Source organism: uncultured Vagococcus sp. (assembly GCF_963518325.1).
Classification (GTDB): domain Bacteria; phylum Bacillota; class Bacilli; order Lactobacillales; family Vagococcaceae; genus Vagococcus_D.
Genome location: NZ_CAUQJB010000015.1, coordinates 25,085 through 42,647, shown reverse-complemented (window position 1 = coordinate 42,647; position 17,563 = coordinate 25,085). Strand labels below are relative to the sequence as shown.

The window sequence follows — 17,563 nt, the reverse complement described above, 5'->3', positions numbered from 1 at the left end:
AACGATAAAAGACTGCAAGTAAAAAGAGCAAATTGCTTAGCAATCTGCCCTTCTTCTTGGTACCTATAATGATGCCTAGCTGATTAAATCGTCGCGATTTGAGTTTAATTCCAAGATTTTACCTGTTTTCAAGTAAACAATCCATTCGCAAATATTGGTCACATAATCGCCAATTCGCTCAAGAAAGCCAGCGACTTGTAAATAATCAGTGCCACCGACAACGGTTTCTGGATTTTCTTTCATTTCTTTAATACACATGTCATAAATCTCGTTGAAGTATTCATTTACTTTGGCATCACTTTGAGCGATTGCTTTAGCTTGATCCAAATCTCCGTTGATATAAGCATCTTTAACACTGTCAACCATAATCTTAACAGCATCGGCCATATCTGAAATTTTTTCTTCCACTTCCAAAATCCGTTCGTTGCCTTTAACGCGAATAGTTGATTTGGCAATCGACACAGCATGATCACCCATTCTCTCTAAGTCTGAACTAGCTTTCATAACGGTGATAATGATCCGCAAATCCGTTGTGACAGGTTGCTGTAACGCAATCATCTCAAGACTCTTCTTCTCTAATTGAACTTCTAACTCATTAATTTTAACATCATTTTCAATCACATTATAGGCAATTTCTTTATCATGTTTAATAAAAGCTTTGACCGATTTATAAACGGCATCACTTACTTCTTGAGCCATTGTTGAAAACTGAGTATGTAAATTCTGTAAATCTTCTTCAAATTGTGTCCGTAACATAATGTTACTCCTCCCTACCCGAATTTACCGGTGATATAGTCTTCTGTCTCTTGTTTGGATGGATTCAAGAAAATTTTCTTAGTCTTATCGTATTCGATAAGGTCACCATTCAAAAAGAACGCAGTTTTATCTGATATTCGTGATGCTTGTTGCATATTGTGTGTCACCATAATCATTGTATAATGCTCTTTTAATTCAAACAACATATTTTCTATTTTACCACTTGAAACAGGATCCAATGCACTGGTCGGTTCATCCAATAAAATAATTTCCGGCTTAACCGCCAGCACTCTGGCGATGCACACTCGTTGCTGTTGTCCGCCAGACAGAGATAACGCACTCTTATTGAGTTTGTCCTTCACATCATCCCACACCGCCGCCGCTTTCAAACTGGTTTCAACGGCTTCATCTAATTCTTGTTTATCGGCAGTTCCGGCTAATTTCAACCCGTAAATCACATTTTCATAAACTGAAAAGGGAAAGGGATTTGGTTGCTGAAATACCATACCGATTTGCTTACGCAGTTCAACTGTATCTGTCTTAGGGCTGTAAATATTTTTGTCCTTAAACAGAACATTTCCGGTGATCGTCACATCGGGAATCAAATCATTCATCCGATTCAGTGTTCTCAAATAAGTGGACTTCCCGCAGCCTGACGGCCCAATTAAGGCAGTGATCTCACCTTTTTCAAAACGCATATCAATACCTTTTAACGCTTCTTTTTTACCATAAAACAAATGGAGTTGTTTTGATTCAATAATCGTCATAGTCGTCTCCTTAACCAAAGTGTCCTGAGACATAGTCATCAGTTGCTTGAATTTTCGGACGGGTAAATATTTTAGCAGTCTGATCGTACTCTAAAACTTTCCCCATATAGAAAAATGCTGTGTAGTCGCTAATCCGAGCGGCTTGTTGCATATTGTGAGTCACAATCGCAATAGTGTAATTTTCCTTCAGATTGACCAGTGTTTCTTCAACCTTACTGGTAGAGATCGGATCTAAGGCACTTGCCGGCTCGTCTAAGAGTAGCACATCCGGTTTCAGAGCAATTGCCCGGGCGATACACAGCCGTTGCTGTTGACCACCTGACAAGGCGTGAGCACTCTTATCCAAATTATCCTTTACTTGATCCCAAAGAGCTGCTTGCTTTAAGCTCGTTTCAACGATTTCATCTAACTGCTTTTTGTCGTGCAAACCATGTTGCTTCAAAGCAAAGGTAATATTGCCATAAATCGACTTACTAAACGGATTAGGTCGTTGAAAGACCATGCCAATGTGCTTACGCATTTCATAAACATCGATTTGTTTTGAATTAATATTGGTTTCCTCATACATGATTTCACCTGTAACTTTAGTACCGGCAATTTCATCATTCATACGATTAAGAGAACGCAGATAAGTGGACTTGCCACAACCTGAAGGTCCGATGAGAGAGGTAATTTTATTCTTTTCAAATTCCAGAGAGACCCCTTTGATGGCTTCATTTTGGCCATACCAAACATGCAAATCATTCGTCGTCAGGGCAATATCTTGGATTTTAGGGTTAAACTTTATTATATGTGTGTCGTTTAAATCATATTCTTTCATGATATAAGCTCCTTATTGAAAAACTGTGTCAGCACTTACCGCTCGTTCACTAGCTAGGCTGATTAACTTGATTTAGTTAACTCAACGGCCAACTAGGCAGAGGTGATTTTTTTGTGAAGTCTCTTTCCTAAGAAACGAGCAACCAAGTTGAACATCAAAACGGCGATGATCAAGACTGCTGACGCACCAGCCGAAACTTGAACCCCATCAGGCATTGTCCCTTCACTGTTTACCTTCCAAATATGGACTGCTAAGGTTTCCGCTTGGCGGAAAATGTTTAACGGACTAGAGATGCTCATTGGGTTCCAATTCGAGAAATCCAAAGCTGGCGCACTTTGCCCTGCTGTATAAATCAAGGCAGCCGCTTCACCAAAAATCCGGCCCGCTCCTAAAATAATCCCCGTCAAAATCCCCGGTAAGGCTTCAGGGACAACTACCTTAATCACGGTTTCCCAGCGAGATAAACCTAAAGCCAAACCAGCTTCCCGTTGAGTGAAATGAACGGCCTTTAGAGACTCTTCCACATTCCGAGTCAGTAATGGTAAATTAAAAAATGTTAAAGCTAAGGCACCTGAAATTATGGAAAAACCCAGCCCCGCTTGTACAACAAACACGAGGAAACCGAATAAACCAACGACAACAGATGGCAATGAACTTAAGATTTCAATAGCTGTTCTGATTAAATCAGTTAGCCAATTCTTTTTTGCATACTCCGACAAATAAATCCCTGCTCCTAAAGAAATCGGAATACTGATAATCATGGTGATGAGTAATAGGTAGAAGGAGTTAAATAGCTGTATGCCGATTCCTCCACCCTCTTGGAACGTTTTTGAGCGAGCTGTTAAAAATTCCCAACTAATATGTGGCAAACCACGGGCCAGAATGTATATCAATAGACTAGCCAGAATCAAAACGATAATGCTAGAAATCCCGTAGAGAATGCCTGTTGCTAATTTATCTGCTTTTTTAGGAGTCATTATTTAATCGCTCCTTTCTTGCCGATAAAGCGAATTAAAATATTAAATAAAAGTGACATCGTCAATAGAATCAATGCTAACGACCATAAGACATTGTTTTCTAAGGTACCCATGATAGTGTTCCCGATTCCCATGGTTAAAATACTTGTAAGGGTTGATGCCGGTGTTGTTAAGCTGGTTGGCATCAAGGCCGCATTACCAATAACCATTTGAATGGCTAAGGCTTCACCAAAAGCACGAGCCATTCCAAAAACCACAGCTGTTAAGATACCTGGCACAGCCGAGCGTAGCACTACTTTGTAAATCGTTTGCCAACGAGTCGCACCTAAGGCCAATGACGCCTCGCGATAGTGACGAGGGACTGCTTTTAAAGCATCAGTAGTCATTGACGTAACCGTTGGTAAAATCATGACAAACAAGACAAAGGTTCCTGCTAAAATACCAAAACCACTGCCGCCAAAGACAGAACGGACTGCTGGAACAATTACGGATAGACCGATAAAACCATAAACCACGGAAGGTATCCCCACTAGCAGCTCAATAACAGGCTGCAAAATTTTAGTTCCTAATTTAGGCGAAATCTCCGTCATAAAAACCGCTGCCCCAATAGCAAATGGCGTGGCTACCAAAGCTGACAAGAGAGTTACTACAAAGGAACCCACAATCATTGGTAAAGCCCCAACTAAAGGCTTACCATTCTCCCCAACATTTCCAGGACTCCAGTCAGTGCCAAATAAGAAATCAAAAACATTCACGCCGTCTTTAAAAAAAGTGGCTAACCCTTTGCTAGCAACAAAATAAAAAATGGCGACAACAACTAATACAATAAACGTAATGCAAAGGAAGCTAATGGTTTTTCCAACTTGCTCCAACTTTGCTTTTTTGGATTTTTTTAATAAATTACTCCGGACATCTTCCAAGACGTACCCTCCTAGTGAGTTAACTAAGCATTACGAACGATGGCCATCATCACTGGGCCATCTGCTTGTTGCACATAACTATCATGTAACTTTCAAAATTATTTACAGATAAATTTTCTATTCAATTTTCATTTTTCAGTAACCATAAATTCTCAACCTAGCTGAATTTAATGGCTAATTAACAAGATTACCTTCAGCGTCTCGCTCTACTTCCATACTTGAAACTGGAATATAGCCTAGCTGTGGCACTATTTCTTCTTGTACTTCTGGCGAGAACATAAAATCCAGAAACTCTTTTGTTAAACCTGTTGGCTCACCTTTCGTGTACATGTGCTGGTAAGACCAAATTGGCCATGCATTGGTCATTACATTATCATCTGTTGGTTGAACATTATCAATCGCTAAGGGGTGAACGTCCTCATTAACATATGAGAATGCCACATAACTAATAGCTCCGGGTGTGGTACTGACGATTTGTCTGACCATCCCTGTTGACTCTTGCTCCTGAGCTTTTTTAGCTGTTTCGCCATTTAAGACCCAGTGCTCAAATGTATAACGACTTCCACTGCCGGTTGCGCGATTTAAAAGAACAACGTCTAAATCCTTGCCACCAATTTCTTTCCAGTTGGTGATTTCCCCCGTAAATACTTTCTTTAAATCTTCCATCGAAATATTTTTTAATCCGACTTCTTTGTTAACGATTGGTGTTGTACCTACAACAGCCACCTTGTGATCCACAAGTTTGCTCACATCGATACCTGATTTTTCTTCAGCAAATAAATCCGAATTGCCAATATCAACCGCCCCCGATTGAACTTGACTCAAACCAGTACCACTCCCACCGCCTTGAACATTAATGAATTTTCCAACATGTTTTCCACTATATTGTTCGCCAGCCGCCTCAACTAAAGGCTGCATTGCTGATGAACCGACTGCCATGACAGATTCGCCGCGGTCAATTTTACAAGCTGACAATGCCAAAACTGCAAGCAATATATAGCTGAGTTGTAAGAATTTTTTCACTTTTGATCCTCCCTAAATTTAGCGAAAAGTCTTGAAAAAAACGGAAATTATTTAGCGGCTTTAAAACTGCTAAATAACGTATTTTTCCATAACAACTTCTCTTTATTAAACATATAGGTTCGCCCGAGAAAAAGCAAGTATTTTTATTTCAAAAGTGCAAATAAAAAAAGCGTTATTTTATATTGGATCCAATCACTGATTTTCTGTACACTAAACGTACGTTATTTTAAAATAGAAAGTTATTTATCAATAAAAATCGCAATTTTCTAACAATTTATAATAACAATATGCTATAATATGTACGAAATCTATTTTAGACGATTTAGTTTGATGGAGTGTTTATTTAGCCACTACAGTAACTTCCCCAATCCCTACTGTAATGTTTAAATAATGTTCTTTACTTGTTAAGTCCAAAAACATCGGTTAAATTGCTCCTTAATGGTTTCAATTTCTCATGTTGGTTAATTCCCCATAATCACCCAACAGCGAGAAAAATATTTATCATCCCTTATAAAAGAAAAAGAGTATTCCCCAAGGAATGCTCTTTTTCTTTGTTTTATTAAAGCAAAGGCGAGATCAACCTTGCCAGCCCTTCTTTAAACTTAATGACTAAGCCTCGCTTTTGATATTTTTCAGCCGTCAATATCGCTGATTGCCGTGAATCTTTGAAAAAGGCCGCCCTCACTTCTTGAGCCAGAGGTATATCATAGACCATAGCATTGACTTCAAAATCCAAACGAAAGGAACGATTATCAAAATTAGCCGACCCAATCGAAACAACCTCACCATCAATGACAACTGTCTTGGAATGCATAAATCCCCCTTCAGAGGTTTCCGCAATTGCACCTAACTCAATTAATTCAGCAGCAAATGAATAGGTTGCTCAATAAACCATCATATGATCAGGCTTATTGGGAATTTGCAAAGAACCTTCACACCTGATAACAAGGACAGTCGCAAGGCCTCGTGAATCGATTCGTCAGGAATATAATACGGAGACTGAATTAAAATTTCCTTTTTAGCTAAATTTATCATCTTGAGATAAACCATTTTGATTTGTTCATGAGTAGAATCGGGACCACTAGTAATAATCTGGACGTCTTTATCGCCTGTCGCCACAATCACTGGAAAAAAATCTGGTTAAAACGCTGTTTTAGCCTTCTTTTGAGAATTCCAATCCATTAAGAAGCGACTTTGCAGGGAGTAAACCGCCTCACCACAAATCCGTAGATGATTGTCTCGCCAGTACCCAAACTTTTCAACTTTACCCAAGTACTCATCGCCAACATTAAAACCACCCGTATAACCAATTTTCCCATCAACTACCACTATTTTACGATGATTTCGATATTGCAAGCGAGGATTGATATATGGTAAAAATAAAGGAAAAAACACTTCAGCAGAGCCACCAGTTTCGAGCAAGGGTTGAAAGAAAGAGTTCTCAATACACCAAGAACCCCAGCCATCGATTAAAAGTCTTACTTTAACCCCTCTTTCAGAGGCTGTTATCAACTCATCTCGCAGGCGCTGTCCTAACTCATCATTCCGATAAAGGTAGTACTGGACATGTACATGATAGTCAGCCGCTCGAATATCTCTAATTACTGAATCAAACTTTTCCTCACCATCGGTAAACAGTTGAACCTGATTGTTTGCCGTGAATAACCCGTCATCATAGATTAACATCATATAAATCAACTCGGCTGCATCAACTGTTTCCGTGTGGGAAACTGGAAATACACCATTTTCCAAATCCAAGATCTGTTTATCCAGAACTTCTTCAAGCCCTACTTTTCTTGCATCCGCATATCAAATATTTTTTCTTTTGACAAACCTCTTCCTAAAAAAATATAAAAGAAACCCTAAAATCGGGACAAAGATTAGTACTAGCAACCAAGCCCGTGTTTGGGCTGTAGCCTTTCTCTCTAAAAAAACAATGGTAAAAGCCAAGATAACGTTTAATATCAAAATAACAGTCGTCATATTGTTTAACATATAAGTCATCCACACCACTTTTCTCACTGTAAAATAAGTAGCCTTTAACAGTCCATAAAATAGACAGAAATGTAAAGGACGAAGAAATCTATTGTTTTGATGGCTTTTAAGAATTGCCATTACATATAAGTAAGATTTCACAGACAAAAAAAGCAATTGACCTGAGTTACCCCACAGTCAATTGCTTTACGCTTATATTTTCAAGAATCGTCTCATTGAGAGTATCGACCCAACAGACCCAATTAATACACCGATTAACAACATGAGTGAATTAACTTGCATCACAATCTTATCTGGACTTAGCAATGAATAACCTGAACGAAGTAAGTTCGGATTAACCAAGTAATAAACTTGCATGTAACCAAAAGTCATTAAGATGATTGGCACCGCAGCACCTAAAACACCTATCCAAGCACCTTCAAAAAAGAAAGGCCAACGGATAAAACCATTTTTAGCCCCCACTAGGCGCATGATTTGAATTTCACGTTTCCGTGAAATAATCGTAATCCGAATCGTATTAGAGATTAAAAAGACGGCAACAAAAATCAACAGCCCTGTCGCTAAAATTCCCCACTTACGGACACCATTGGAGATAAGTAAAATCTTATCAGATGAAACCCCACCATAATCGGCCCGATCGACATTTTTTAATTGCTCGGCAGCCTTTTGAACTTTCTTAATATCCTGAGGGCTGTCAGCACTAACAACAAAGACATCATAAAGCGGGTTTTCATCCCCACTAAACAGTTTCCAAGTATCTCCCATAGTTTCTACAAGACGTTTGTACTCGTCCTGATTACTGGAAAATTTCACCTTTTTAACAGCAGGCAATGCCTTTAATTCATCTTCCAAGTGACCTAACTCTGGTTCTTTTGTGCCAATTTCAACGAAAACAGAGACATCCACAGCGTCTTCCACATCTTTCGCTAACTTAGAAACATTTAGAATAACCGAAAGAAATACACCGACTAATACTAATGTCACCGTAACGGCACTGACAGACGCTAAGGTCATCCAGCCATTACGCTTTAAACTTTTTAAACTCTCGCCTACATGACGGAAAAAATTTCTAATCATCGTAGCCATACTCCCCTTCATGCTGGTCACGAATAATCCGACCGTTTTCCACTGCCAGAACACGGTGACGAATCGTATTAACAATAGTACTGTTATGGGTTGCCATCACGACTGTCGTTCCTTGAGTGTTGATTTTATCCAATAACTTCATGATTTCCCATGAGTTCTCTGGATCCAAGTTACCTGTTGGTTCATCGGCAATCAGAACTTTGGGCGTGTTAACAATCGCTCTCGCTATCGCCACACGTTGTTGCTCACCACCAGATAATTCGCTAGGAAAAACGCGAACTTTATGGCGCAAGCCAACTAAATCCAAGACCTCCATTACCCGACGTTTAATTTCACGGGGGCGTTTGCCGATGACTTGCATAGCATAGGCAACATTCTCATAAATGGTTTTCTTAGGCAACAGTTTGTAATCTTGGAAAACAATTCCGATTTCACGACGCAAAAGCGGAACGTTTTTATTTTTTATTTTAACTAAATCGTATCCGACGACGTTCAACATGCCTTTCGTCGCTTTTTCTTCACGATACATTAATTTGATAAATGTTGATTTCCCAGCACCACTTGGCCCGACAACATAAACAAACTCTCCTTGTTCAATTTTAACGGAGATATTTCTGATCGCTGTTGTTCCATTTGAGTACTTCTTCATAACATCTTTCATTTCAATCATTTAACATTCCCCTATCTTTCAATAGTCACTTGTAGCTTTTTTAGCCCAATGTCCTAACTTGATAATGGATTGAACACTAGCAGGTTTTAATTAACATAAGCAAGACTCCATTTATTATATCACTTGATTATTGTAATTCATCTAACATTTAATTACAAATATATTTCATTTATAACTCACTGTCTTCATTACGCGACAAACTCAAGCGCAAGTATGCATCAATAAACCCGTCAATATCCCCATCCATCACAGCTTGAGTATTTCCCACTTCATAGTTAGTTCGATGGTCTTTAACCATTGAATACGGGTGAAACACATAGGATCTGATTTGCGATCCCCAACCAATTTCTAACTGTTCGCCTCGTAAAGCTGCTGCTTCTTGCTCTTTTTTCTCAACTTCCAACTGATATAGCTTTGCCCGCAACATGCCCATAGCTTGCTCTCTATTTTTTAATTGAGACCGTTGTGCCTGACTTGAGACGACAAACCCGGTTGGAATGTGAGTCAAACGAACGGCAGAATCAGTTTTATTAACATGCTGACCACCAGCACCGCTGGCTCTGAATGTATCCATCTTAATATCATCAGGGTTAATTGCCACTTCAATATCACCGGCTAATTCCGGCATAACATCAACGGAACAAAAAGACGTATGACGGCGACTAGCTGAATCAAATGGCGATATTCTAACTAAGCGATGAACCCCTTTTTCAGATTTTAAATAACCGTAGGCATTATAGCCCTTAATCAGGATCGTCGCGCTCTTAATCCCTGCCTCATCACCGCCACTGTAATCGAGATACTCCAGGGTAAAATCATGATTATTAGCCCAACGTGTGTACATCCTTAAGAGCATGTCTCCCCAATCCTGAGATTCGGTTCCACCCGCCCCTGGGTGTAATTCTAAAATCGCGTTATTGTTATCATATGGTTGATTTAACAACTGCTCCAACTCGTAAGCACCCAAGCGCTCAGTAAAGGATTTTAACCGCTCTATTAGCTCCTGATGAAGACTTTCATCGAAATCTTCTTGTTGCATTTCCAACATTAATGACAACTCTTCATGCTCTTCTGCTAAATCCATAAAAGCCTGATACTTACTTTTCAAGAAGTTATTACGATTAATAACTTCTTGAGCCGCATCATTATCATTCCAGAAGGCCGGATCTGCCATTTGTTCTTCGCAACCTGCAATCTGTTCCTCTAAGTCATCTAAGTCAAAGAGACCTCCTGAAGTCACCGATTTTTTGCTTTGTGCTTTCGATTTCGTTTTTCAACTCACTGATTTCCATAACTTTTCCTCCTTGAAACGCTTTTTGACTTGTTTAGTTCTTCAAAAAATTAGAAAAAGTGTGGTGATAATCTTCACCACTTCCCCTTTTAATCAACTCTCTCAAGAATCAAGTCATAAAAGCCAGTCATTACTGTGACAGACACATTCTTTTGTTTCTGTCTCCATTACTGTACAGCTTTCCAATAAAACAAATTCTCCATTACCAATTGTACAACTTTTTTGTGAATTTTCTAGTATGACGCTTTGTATTTTCAAATAAGTTTATCTTAATTTCTGAAAATATCACAGTATTCACGACAAAATCGCGCGTTTTTTCCATTCTACACAAAGCAAATGCGGCTTGGAAGGCTCCAAACCGCATTGACTCATTAGTCGTTTTTACCGTGACAGTTTTTGTATTTCTTACCACTACCACATGGGCATAAATCATTTCGGCCAACTTTATCAACTTGACGTGGTTTCTTGCGTTGATCCGCATCAACTCGTCCGTCTTCTTCCGTTGGATGAACCGCTTCGCCTTGGGCTACTTGTTCCCGTTGAACGTTTTGTCTGATTTCTGCTTTCATAAAGAGACGCGTTGTATCAAATTCGATGGCGCCAATCATTGTTTCGAACATTTTATACCCTTCTTGTTGGTATTCAACAAGTGGATTATTTTGTCCGTAAGCACGCAAACCAATTGACTCACGTAATTGGTCCATGGCATCAATATGATCTGTCCACTTCATATCAACTACACGCAAGATCACAACTTTTTGGAATTCAAGTAATTGTTCACTGCCATTTAAAACGTCAGCTTTTGCCTGATAGACAGCTTTCGCCATATCGATTAACATCGCCTTGATTTCAGCAGGCTTCTTGCCTTTGACATCTTCCAAGCTGATAGCATCTTCATGGACTAAACATGAGCGAGCGAAATCAACAATCCCTTCGTAATTCCAATCCGTTTCTTTTTCAAATGCCGTATGATCATCCACACTGCGGTTGATTGCTCGTTCGACCATTCCTAAAAGAACGTCAGTTAAGCTATCATCTTCCATGATTACTTGGTTGCGTTGGCCATACATTATTTCACGTTGCTCACGCATCACATCATCATATTGAAGAACATTTTTACGTGTATCATAGTTATTACCCTCAACACGTTTTTGTGCAGATTCAACTTGTTTTGATAACATTTTACTTTGAATAACTGCATCGTCTTCCTCAATCTTAAAGCGATCAAGCATAGCTTTCACACGATCTGAACCAAAGCGTTTCATCAAGTCATCTTCCAGTGACAGATAGAATTGGGTCACACCTGGATCTCCTTGACGACCTGCACGTCCACGTAGCTGATTATCAATACGACGAGATTCATGACGTTCAGTCCCGATAACTGCTAAACCGCCAAGTTCTTTCACACCAAGGCCAAGTTTAATATCAGTACCACGCCCCGCCATATTGGTCGCGATTGTTACCGCACCTTTTTGGCCCGCATTTAAAATAATATCCGCTTCTTTAAAGTGATTTTTAGCATTTAAGACTTCATGAGGGACTTTTTCACGATTTAATAATTGCGATAAGTACTCAGAAGTTTCCACTGCCACTGTCCCCACAAGAACAGGCTGCCCTTTGCGGTGACGCTCTTTAATATCCGCTGTTACAGCATTAAATTTACTTTCCAAAGTTGGATACAATAAATCTGGGCGATCATCACGAACAATTGGACGATTGGTTGGAATTTGAATCACTTCGATATTGTAAATCTCGCGGAATTCTTCTTCCTCTGTTTTTGCCGTACCAGTCATTCCTGACAATTTTTTGTACATCCGGAAATAGTTCTGGAATGTCACGTTTGCCATTGTTTTGGTTTCATCTTCAATTTCAACTGCTTCTTTAGCTTCAATCGCTTGGTGAAGACCGTCAGAATAACGACGTCCATCCATAATACGACCAGTAAATTGGTCTACGATCATGACTTTTCCTTCTTGTACCACATAATCAATGTCACGTAACATGATGTAGTTTGCTCGTAGTGAATTATCAATGTGATGTGTCAAAGCAGTATTATCAATGTCGTATAAGTTGTCAATTCCGAATGTTTCTTCCGCTTTTGAAATACCTTCTTCTGTCAACGCGATGGTTTTAGATTGAACATCAATCTTATAATCCTCCTCATCAACTAAACGCTTCACAAAATTATCCGCACGTGCATACAATGCAGTTGATTTCTCTGCTTGTCCTGAAATAATTAAAGGCGTTCTGGCTTCATCAATTAAAATGGAATCAACCTCATCGACAATCGCATAGTTTAAAGGTCGTTGTACCATTTGTTCACGGTAAACCACCATGTTGTCACGCAAATAATCAAAACCTAATTCATTATTCGTGCTATAAGTAATGTCACACGCATAAGCATGACGTTTCTCTTCAGATGATTTAGAATTTAAGTTTAACCCAACAGATAGGCCAAGGAAGTTATACAACTCACCCATTTCGCTGGCATCACGTGTTGCCAAGTACTCATTAACTGTCACAACGTGAACCCCTTCGCCTGTCATGGCATTTAAATAAACGGGCATTGTCGCTGTTAAGGTTTTACCTTCACCAGTTTTCATTTCTGGGATGTTACCATCGTGTAAGACCGTTCCCCCCATTAACTGAACTTTGTAAGGGTATAATCCCAACACACGTTTAGACGCTTCACGAACTGTTGCAAAAGCCTCCGGTAATAATTGATCCAAAGTTTCACCTTTTTGATATCTTACTTTGAACTCCTCAGTCTTTGCTTTAATCTGTTCATCGCTTAAGGCTTCCATTTGTTTAGCATAGCTGTCAACTTGGTCTGCTATTTTTTCTAAGCGACGCAATTCTTTCTTGTCGCTTTCGATAATTTTTTTAAGAAAATTAGCCATCTTGTCTTGTCTTTCCTTTCCCTAATAGAATAAAACTGATTACATTTTATCTACATTTCATAATAAAAATTGAGATATTACCCCATCTTTTTTATTCTAGCATTTTTATGTTGAAAATGAAACAATTTTTAGCGATATCCTGCTTTTAGAAAGAATTAATCAATCTTTTTCAAAGGTTTCTTCAAAAACCACTGATTTCCCACCTCAATTGGTACCACTCTTTCCCCTTACGCCTAGATTAAAGACCAATCAGTTTCAAGTCTGAAAAAGGCTTAAATCAGGACTTCCCCCTAAAAAACTGATTCATTCAAGTCGCTCTTTCCTTATTTTCCCAACAAGCAAAGCCCTTACTTAATCATATTTTATTACAATAATAATTAAATTAGCTATCAGTATGCTTAGACACCTAAAAACATGACCTTTCTTCAGTAACATTCCCCCATGTTTATTTTTATATCCGTGAGTTATAATAAGGTATCATGTTTTCTTGAAAGGATTATCTTTTTATTATGAATAAGAGTTTTCTAAAAGTGACTGTTTTCCTGGTTCTTTTTTTTACAGGCTGCAGCCCAACCACACATTCAAAGGCTACTGCTACAGTCGAACAACCGAAACTAAATCTAAGTGAGCACACACCGATCATTTTTCTTCACGGTAGCGGTGGATCAGAAAACGACCTGACAGCCTTTGCACAAAAGATAGCGGCCTCCCAAGGAACAGATTCACTGATGGTTACCATTGACGGCAATCAGCATCTGACCTATCTCAATAAACTTAGCGATCAGGCCTTATTGCCACTAATATTTGTCGGATTTGAGGAGGGGGAGGCTCCAATCGAAGAGTGGAGCCAAGGATTAGCGGCTCTCTTGCAAGATTTAACGACACACTACCAGTTTGAAACAGCCGACCTAGTCGGTTTTTCAAATGGCGGCTTAGCAGCTGGTTATTTCGCAGAAAGTTTTTCTGAATACAGGGACCTGCCAGCTTTAAATAAGCTGGTGATGATCGGTGCCCCCTTTAACGACTTAAAACCCTTAAACGCTGGCAATCCCTTAGATTTTAAGGATTTAACCAATCAAGACCCCTACTTCGATAAATTTTTGAAAAAAAAGGAACAGCTGCCTTCCACATTAAATGTCCTAGCAATTGCTGGAGATGTCGGGGATTTATCATACTCCGATACAGTTGTGCCTATTAGTAGCGCTTTAGGTTCCCGTTTAATTTTTCCAGAATACGTTGATTCTTACCAAGAACGCTTAAGTTACGGGCGAGGCGCTAGCCATGTTGGACTGATTAGCGATAACCAGGAGGTCAGTGATTGGGTCAGGGACTTTTTATCTGACACTGACCAGTCTAAATTACCAACCCCAGAACTAATAACAAGCCTGAAAAAAAGGTAAAAATTCAAAATGAATTTTTACCTTTTTTTTAATTATTTAATTAACCTTAGTTGGTTTCAATTAAACCGTATTTTCCGTCTTTACGACTGTAAACGATGCTAGTGCCATTGGTTTCGGCATCTTCAAAGATAAAGAAATTATGTCCTAACATGTTCATTTGTAATACAGCTTCTTCACTGTCCATTGGTTTTAATGATAGGCGTTTGGTTCTAACAATTTCAAGTTCATGCTCTTTAGCTTCAGTATCAGCTTCTGCTTGACCATTTAAGAAAACTGCCGCTGTTTGGGTATCTACAGCTACCTCACGTTGTTTGCGGTTGATTCTTGTCTTAAATTTACGGATTTGTCGCTCTAGTTTATCAACAACTAAGTCAATACTAGCATATAAATCATGAGACGTTTCTTCTGCTCTTAACACGATATATGGTAGTGGAATTGTAACTTCCACTTTGGCGTTTTTATCTGAATAAACTTTCAAATTTACATGAGCTGTTGCTTCAGGAGAACGTTCTTTATCAAAGTAGCGTTCTAACTTAGACACTCTTTTTTCCACATAAGCTCTAATAGCATCCGTTACCTCAATGTTTTCTCCTCTGATGTTAAATCTTAGCATAGCAATTACCCCTTTCGTCTACCATTGAAAGAAACTGGAAAGGACCACTCTTCCCGTCTGTTTCTTCTTACCTTTATTATAACTAAGTTCCGATTAAAATACAATTATTGTTCTCTTTTTTTGGAAAATAGATAACAACTATTTTTTTTCCTCTTATGTAATGGCTTTACATCGGTTTTTAGTTTAATAACAAATTCTTAATTTTTTTATTTCAGCGAGCTAAAGAGAATGTTTTAAGCCCAAGCGGTTGACCTTGAGCCAGACATTCTTTTGCATGTAAAATAGTACGACCTGTCGTGTAAACATCATCCACGACTAACACTTGTCGTTTTGTTATCAGGCTCTTTTTTTCAGCTAGATAAAAACTCTGAGGCGTCTTTAACCGATCATGTCTTGTTTTATTGGACTGAGGCACTTCAGCTTGCGTTTGCTTTTTCAACAAAGAGACATACGGAACCATGGCCGCCTTTAACAGCTCCTCCACTTGGTTAAAGCCTCTGCTTTTTAAACGACTGGCAGAAACGGGAATCGGAACAATAAGCCATTGAGCATACTTCCGAAAATAAGCGTTTAACTCTTGACTAAAAGAGTGAGACAGGCGAATATCCCCTTTAAATTTATACTGTTGAAACCAATCGTGAAGAGCTTCATCATAACAAAACAAGCTTTCATGATTCAACTCAACACCAGGAATAGCCCGCTGCCACGCCTGGCAATCCTGGCAATAATCGATGGCTGATACTTTATCGCAGCCCAAACACTTATCTGAATGGTCATTTAAAGTAAAAAGACGTCGACAACTTCTGCAAAGTTCTTTAGGCAATAGTTTTTCTAATAAAAAAATGTCTCTTAAGGATAAATTCTCAGTGAAATGTTGTTGACAGTACACGCATCTCATTCTCTAATCAGCCCCTTTTCTCTGGCCGAACGATTTAATTGGCGAATCTCTCGAACAGCCCCTTTCATGGCCCTGCTCCAACCGTCATGAATAAACCAGACACTGCCTATGGGATCCCGATTACTCCGTCCCACTCGGCCCGCCATTTGAATTAAAGCAGACTGACTGTATACTCGATGATTACTGCCCATGACGATAACATCAATATTGGGGAAAGTAACCCCTCTTTCTAAAATGGTTGTCGTCAAAAAAAAGTCATACGTCTGAGCTCTGATAGATTCAATCTTTTCATAACGTTGATCGTCTTTTGCATGGGCAGAACCAATCGCAGACTGGGGAAACTCCTTGACTAACAGCTGACTCATCTCCTTTAGCCAATCAACAGTTGGGCAAAAGATCAATGTTTGGCGCTGCTGTTCAATCTGCCCTACCAACAGCCCTTTAAACGAGGATGGCAGTCTGCCCTTTCCCAACTGATGCCAGTTAGCCAGCCAGCGCCCCTCAGGCACCGGTAATGGGTACCCGTGAAAGCGGGCAGGCAAGATAATTTTTTCCAAGCGCCCTGACGCAACCTCTTTCTCCAACTTAACAGTCGAGGTGGCACTCAGCATAATATGGGCGCCATTTTTCTTTTTCGCATTGACTGCCGCCACTTGCAACATCTGATTATCCACATAAGGAAATGCGTCGACTTCATCGACAATTAACACATCAAAAGCCTGATAAAATCGTAACAATTGATGCGTCGTACAAATTACTAAGGGCGAATAACGATATCTCTGCTTTTGTTTCCCATACAATAATCCAATTTCCAGCCCTGGGAAAACAGCTTGAAGTCGCGGAAATAACTCCAAACAAACATCCACTCGAGGGGTCACCAACGCAACCCGCCACCCTCGATTTAAAGCAGAATGAAGCCCCTCAAACAACATCTCTGTTTTACCTGCCCCCGTTACAGCATGTACCAAAAGAGCCCCCTTCATTTCTACTACGGCCCTCACTTTTTCAGATACCTCTCTTTGACTCTCTGTTAATTGGCCTTGCCAATCTAATACAACCTTTGCTTGGCCCCTCTTTGGCCGCCACTGACTGCTGTATAAGAATAAATTACTTTGCACTCTCCCAAGTTGAATACAGCTAGGACAATAATAAAAAGTCTCAAACTCATTGACAATTTTAACCGTCTCTCTCTGATGAACCCTATGACAGCGCAAACATTCCACAGTTTGGCCGACTATTTCCATGGCTGGATATTGTTTAATTCTGGCATTTTCCAATACCCCTCTCAGTTCTTTGGGAACCTCACTAAGTAACAAACGTCGGCCAGAAAAATAGCTTAATCCTCTCATCATCCACCTCTCCCTTCCAAAAGCTCTTACTATATATTTCGCAAAAAATAAGAAAAGTCATTTATTTTATTGGGAAAGTTTTCTAAAATGGACTATAC

Annotated in this window: 14 protein-coding genes and 1 pseudogene; 1 reads left to right on the top strand and 14 read right to left on the bottom strand. The window is 39.4% G+C overall.

Annotated features, from left to right (window positions below):
- Nucleotides 1-75: 75 nt before the first annotated feature.
- The 11 genes and pseudogenes from phoU to secA all read right to left on the bottom strand — a co-directional run bounded on the left by phoU (nt 76) and on the right by secA (nt 13,205).
- Nucleotides 76-756, bottom strand: coding sequence for a phosphate signaling complex protein PhoU (gene phoU, locus RWN13_RS13155; RefSeq protein ID WP_314064359.1), 681 nt, complete (start codon nt 754-756; stop codon nt 76-78).
- A gap of 14 nt (nt 757-770) precedes the next feature.
- Nucleotides 771-1,556 (bottom strand): phosphate ABC transporter ATP-binding protein PstB, encoded by a 786-nt coding sequence (gene pstB / locus RWN13_RS13150; protein ID WP_399553669.1) that lies wholly within the window; start codon nt 1,554-1,556, stop codon nt 771-773.
- Entirely contained in the window at nt 1,534-2,343 is an 810-nt protein-coding gene (pstB, locus tag RWN13_RS13145; protein WP_314064353.1) for a phosphate ABC transporter ATP-binding protein PstB, read from the bottom strand. The genes pstB (RWN13_RS13150) and pstB (RWN13_RS13145) overlap by 23 nt, the downstream gene beginning before the upstream one ends.
- 92 nt (nt 2,344-2,435) lie before the next feature.
- On the bottom strand, nt 2,436-3,320 hold the full coding sequence (pstA, locus tag RWN13_RS13140) for a phosphate ABC transporter permease PstA (protein ID WP_314064352.1): 885 nt from the start codon (nt 3,318-3,320) through the stop codon (nt 2,436-2,438).
- Nucleotides 3,320-4,240, bottom strand: coding sequence for a phosphate ABC transporter permease subunit PstC (gene pstC, locus RWN13_RS13135; protein WP_314064350.1), 921 nt, complete (start codon nt 4,238-4,240; stop codon nt 3,320-3,322). The genes pstA and pstC overlap by 1 nt, the downstream gene beginning before the upstream one ends.
- A gap of 174 nt (nt 4,241-4,414) precedes the next feature.
- Entirely contained in the window at nt 4,415-5,263 is an 849-nt protein-coding gene (locus RWN13_RS13130) for a phosphate ABC transporter substrate-binding protein PstS family protein (RefSeq protein ID WP_314064347.1), read from the bottom strand.
- Between the two features lie 559 nt (nt 5,264-5,822).
- Nucleotides 5,823-7,267 (bottom strand): annotated as a pseudogene (cls, locus tag RWN13_RS13125) (cardiolipin synthase).
- A gap of 183 nt (nt 7,268-7,450) precedes the next feature.
- Nucleotides 7,451-8,335 (bottom strand): permease-like cell division protein FtsX, encoded by an 885-nt coding sequence (ftsX, locus tag RWN13_RS13120; RefSeq protein ID WP_314064344.1) that lies wholly within the window; start codon nt 8,333-8,335, stop codon nt 7,451-7,453.
- Nucleotides 8,328-9,014, bottom strand: coding sequence for a cell division ATP-binding protein FtsE (gene ftsE, locus RWN13_RS13115; RefSeq protein WP_314064340.1), 687 nt, complete (start codon nt 9,012-9,014; stop codon nt 8,328-8,330). Before ftsE ends, ftsX begins: the two co-directional genes overlap by 8 nt.
- A gap of 169 nt (nt 9,015-9,183) precedes the next feature.
- Nucleotides 9,184-10,306 (bottom strand): peptide chain release factor 2 gene (gene prfB, locus RWN13_RS13110; RefSeq protein ID WP_314064338.1). Its coding sequence is split into 2 segments (ribosomal slippage): nt 9,184-10,233 and nt 10,235-10,306, totalling 1,122 coding nucleotides; the frame shifts between segments, so codons are not numbered across the junction.
- Between the two features lie 370 nt (nt 10,307-10,676).
- Entirely contained in the window at nt 10,677-13,205 is a 2,529-nt protein-coding gene (secA, locus tag RWN13_RS13105) for a preprotein translocase subunit SecA (RefSeq protein ID WP_314064335.1), read from the bottom strand.
- A 509-nt stretch (nt 13,206-13,714) separates the two neighbouring features.
- On the opposite strand from secA, the gene RWN13_RS13100 reads away from it, so the two are divergent.
- Complete coding sequence (locus RWN13_RS13100; protein WP_314064332.1) at nt 13,715-14,605, top strand: alpha/beta hydrolase; 891 nt, start codon at nt 13,715-13,717, stop codon at nt 14,603-14,605.
- A gap of 46 nt (nt 14,606-14,651) precedes the next feature.
- Here the strand turns inward: RWN13_RS13100 and hpf are convergent, their stop codons facing one another.
- The 3 genes from hpf to RWN13_RS13085 form a co-directional block, all read right to left on the bottom strand.
- The gene (hpf, locus tag RWN13_RS13095) at nt 14,652-15,218 is read right to left on the bottom strand and encodes a ribosome hibernation-promoting factor, HPF/YfiA family (protein ID WP_209531069.1); all 567 of its coding nucleotides are present in this window, start codon (nt 15,216-15,218) and stop codon (nt 14,652-14,654) included.
- A gap of 211 nt (nt 15,219-15,429) precedes the next feature.
- Nucleotides 15,430-16,116 carry a phosphoribosyltransferase family protein gene (locus RWN13_RS13090; protein ID WP_314064329.1) on the bottom strand — a complete coding sequence of 229 codons (687 nt, stop codon included), beginning with the start codon at nt 16,114-16,116 and terminating at the stop codon, nt 15,430-15,432.
- On the bottom strand, nt 16,113-17,468 hold the full coding sequence (locus RWN13_RS13085; RefSeq protein ID WP_314064326.1) for a DEAD/DEAH box helicase: 1,356 nt from the start codon (nt 17,466-17,468) through the stop codon (nt 16,113-16,115). The genes RWN13_RS13090 and RWN13_RS13085 overlap by 4 nt, the downstream gene beginning before the upstream one ends.
- Between the last annotated feature and the right edge of the window lie 95 nt (nt 17,469-17,563).

What these genes read in the sequence shown, in the direction of transcription:
- pstB (WP_399553669.1), bottom strand. Translation starts at nt 1,556, where the DNA reads ATGTCTCAGGACACTTTGGTTAAGGAGACGACTATGACGATTATTGAA.
- pstB (WP_314064353.1), bottom strand. Translation starts at nt 2,343, where the DNA reads ATGAAAGAATATGATTTAAACGACACACATATAATAAAGTTTAACCCT.
- phoU (WP_314064359.1), bottom strand. Translation starts at nt 756, where the DNA reads ATGTTACGGACACAATTTGAAGAAGATTTACAGAATTTACATACTCAG.
- hpf (WP_209531069.1), bottom strand. Translation starts at nt 15,218, where the DNA reads ATGCTAAGATTTAACATCAGAGGAGAAAACATTGAGGTAACGGATGCT.
- secA (WP_314064335.1), bottom strand. Translation starts at nt 13,205, where the DNA reads ATGGCTAATTTTCTTAAAAAAATTATCGAAAGCGACAAGAAAGAATTG.
- pstA (WP_314064352.1), bottom strand. Translation starts at nt 3,320, where the DNA reads ATGACTCCTAAAAAAGCAGATAAATTAGCAACAGGCATTCTCTACGGG.
- RWN13_RS13090 (WP_314064329.1), bottom strand. Translation starts at nt 16,116, where the DNA reads ATGAGATGCGTGTACTGTCAACAACATTTCACTGAGAATTTATCCTTA.
- ftsX (WP_314064344.1), bottom strand. Translation starts at nt 8,335, where the DNA reads ATGATTAGAAATTTTTTCCGTCATGTAGGCGAGAGTTTAAAAAGTTTA.
- ftsE (WP_314064340.1), bottom strand. Translation starts at nt 9,014, where the DNA reads ATGATTGAAATGAAAGATGTTATGAAGAAGTACTCAAATGGAACAACA.
- RWN13_RS13085 (WP_314064326.1), bottom strand. Translation starts at nt 17,468, where the DNA reads ATGATGAGAGGATTAAGCTATTTTTCTGGCCGACGTTTGTTACTTAGT.
- RWN13_RS13100 (WP_314064332.1), top strand. Translation starts at nt 13,715, where the DNA reads ATGAATAAGAGTTTTCTAAAAGTGACTGTTTTCCTGGTTCTTTTTTTT.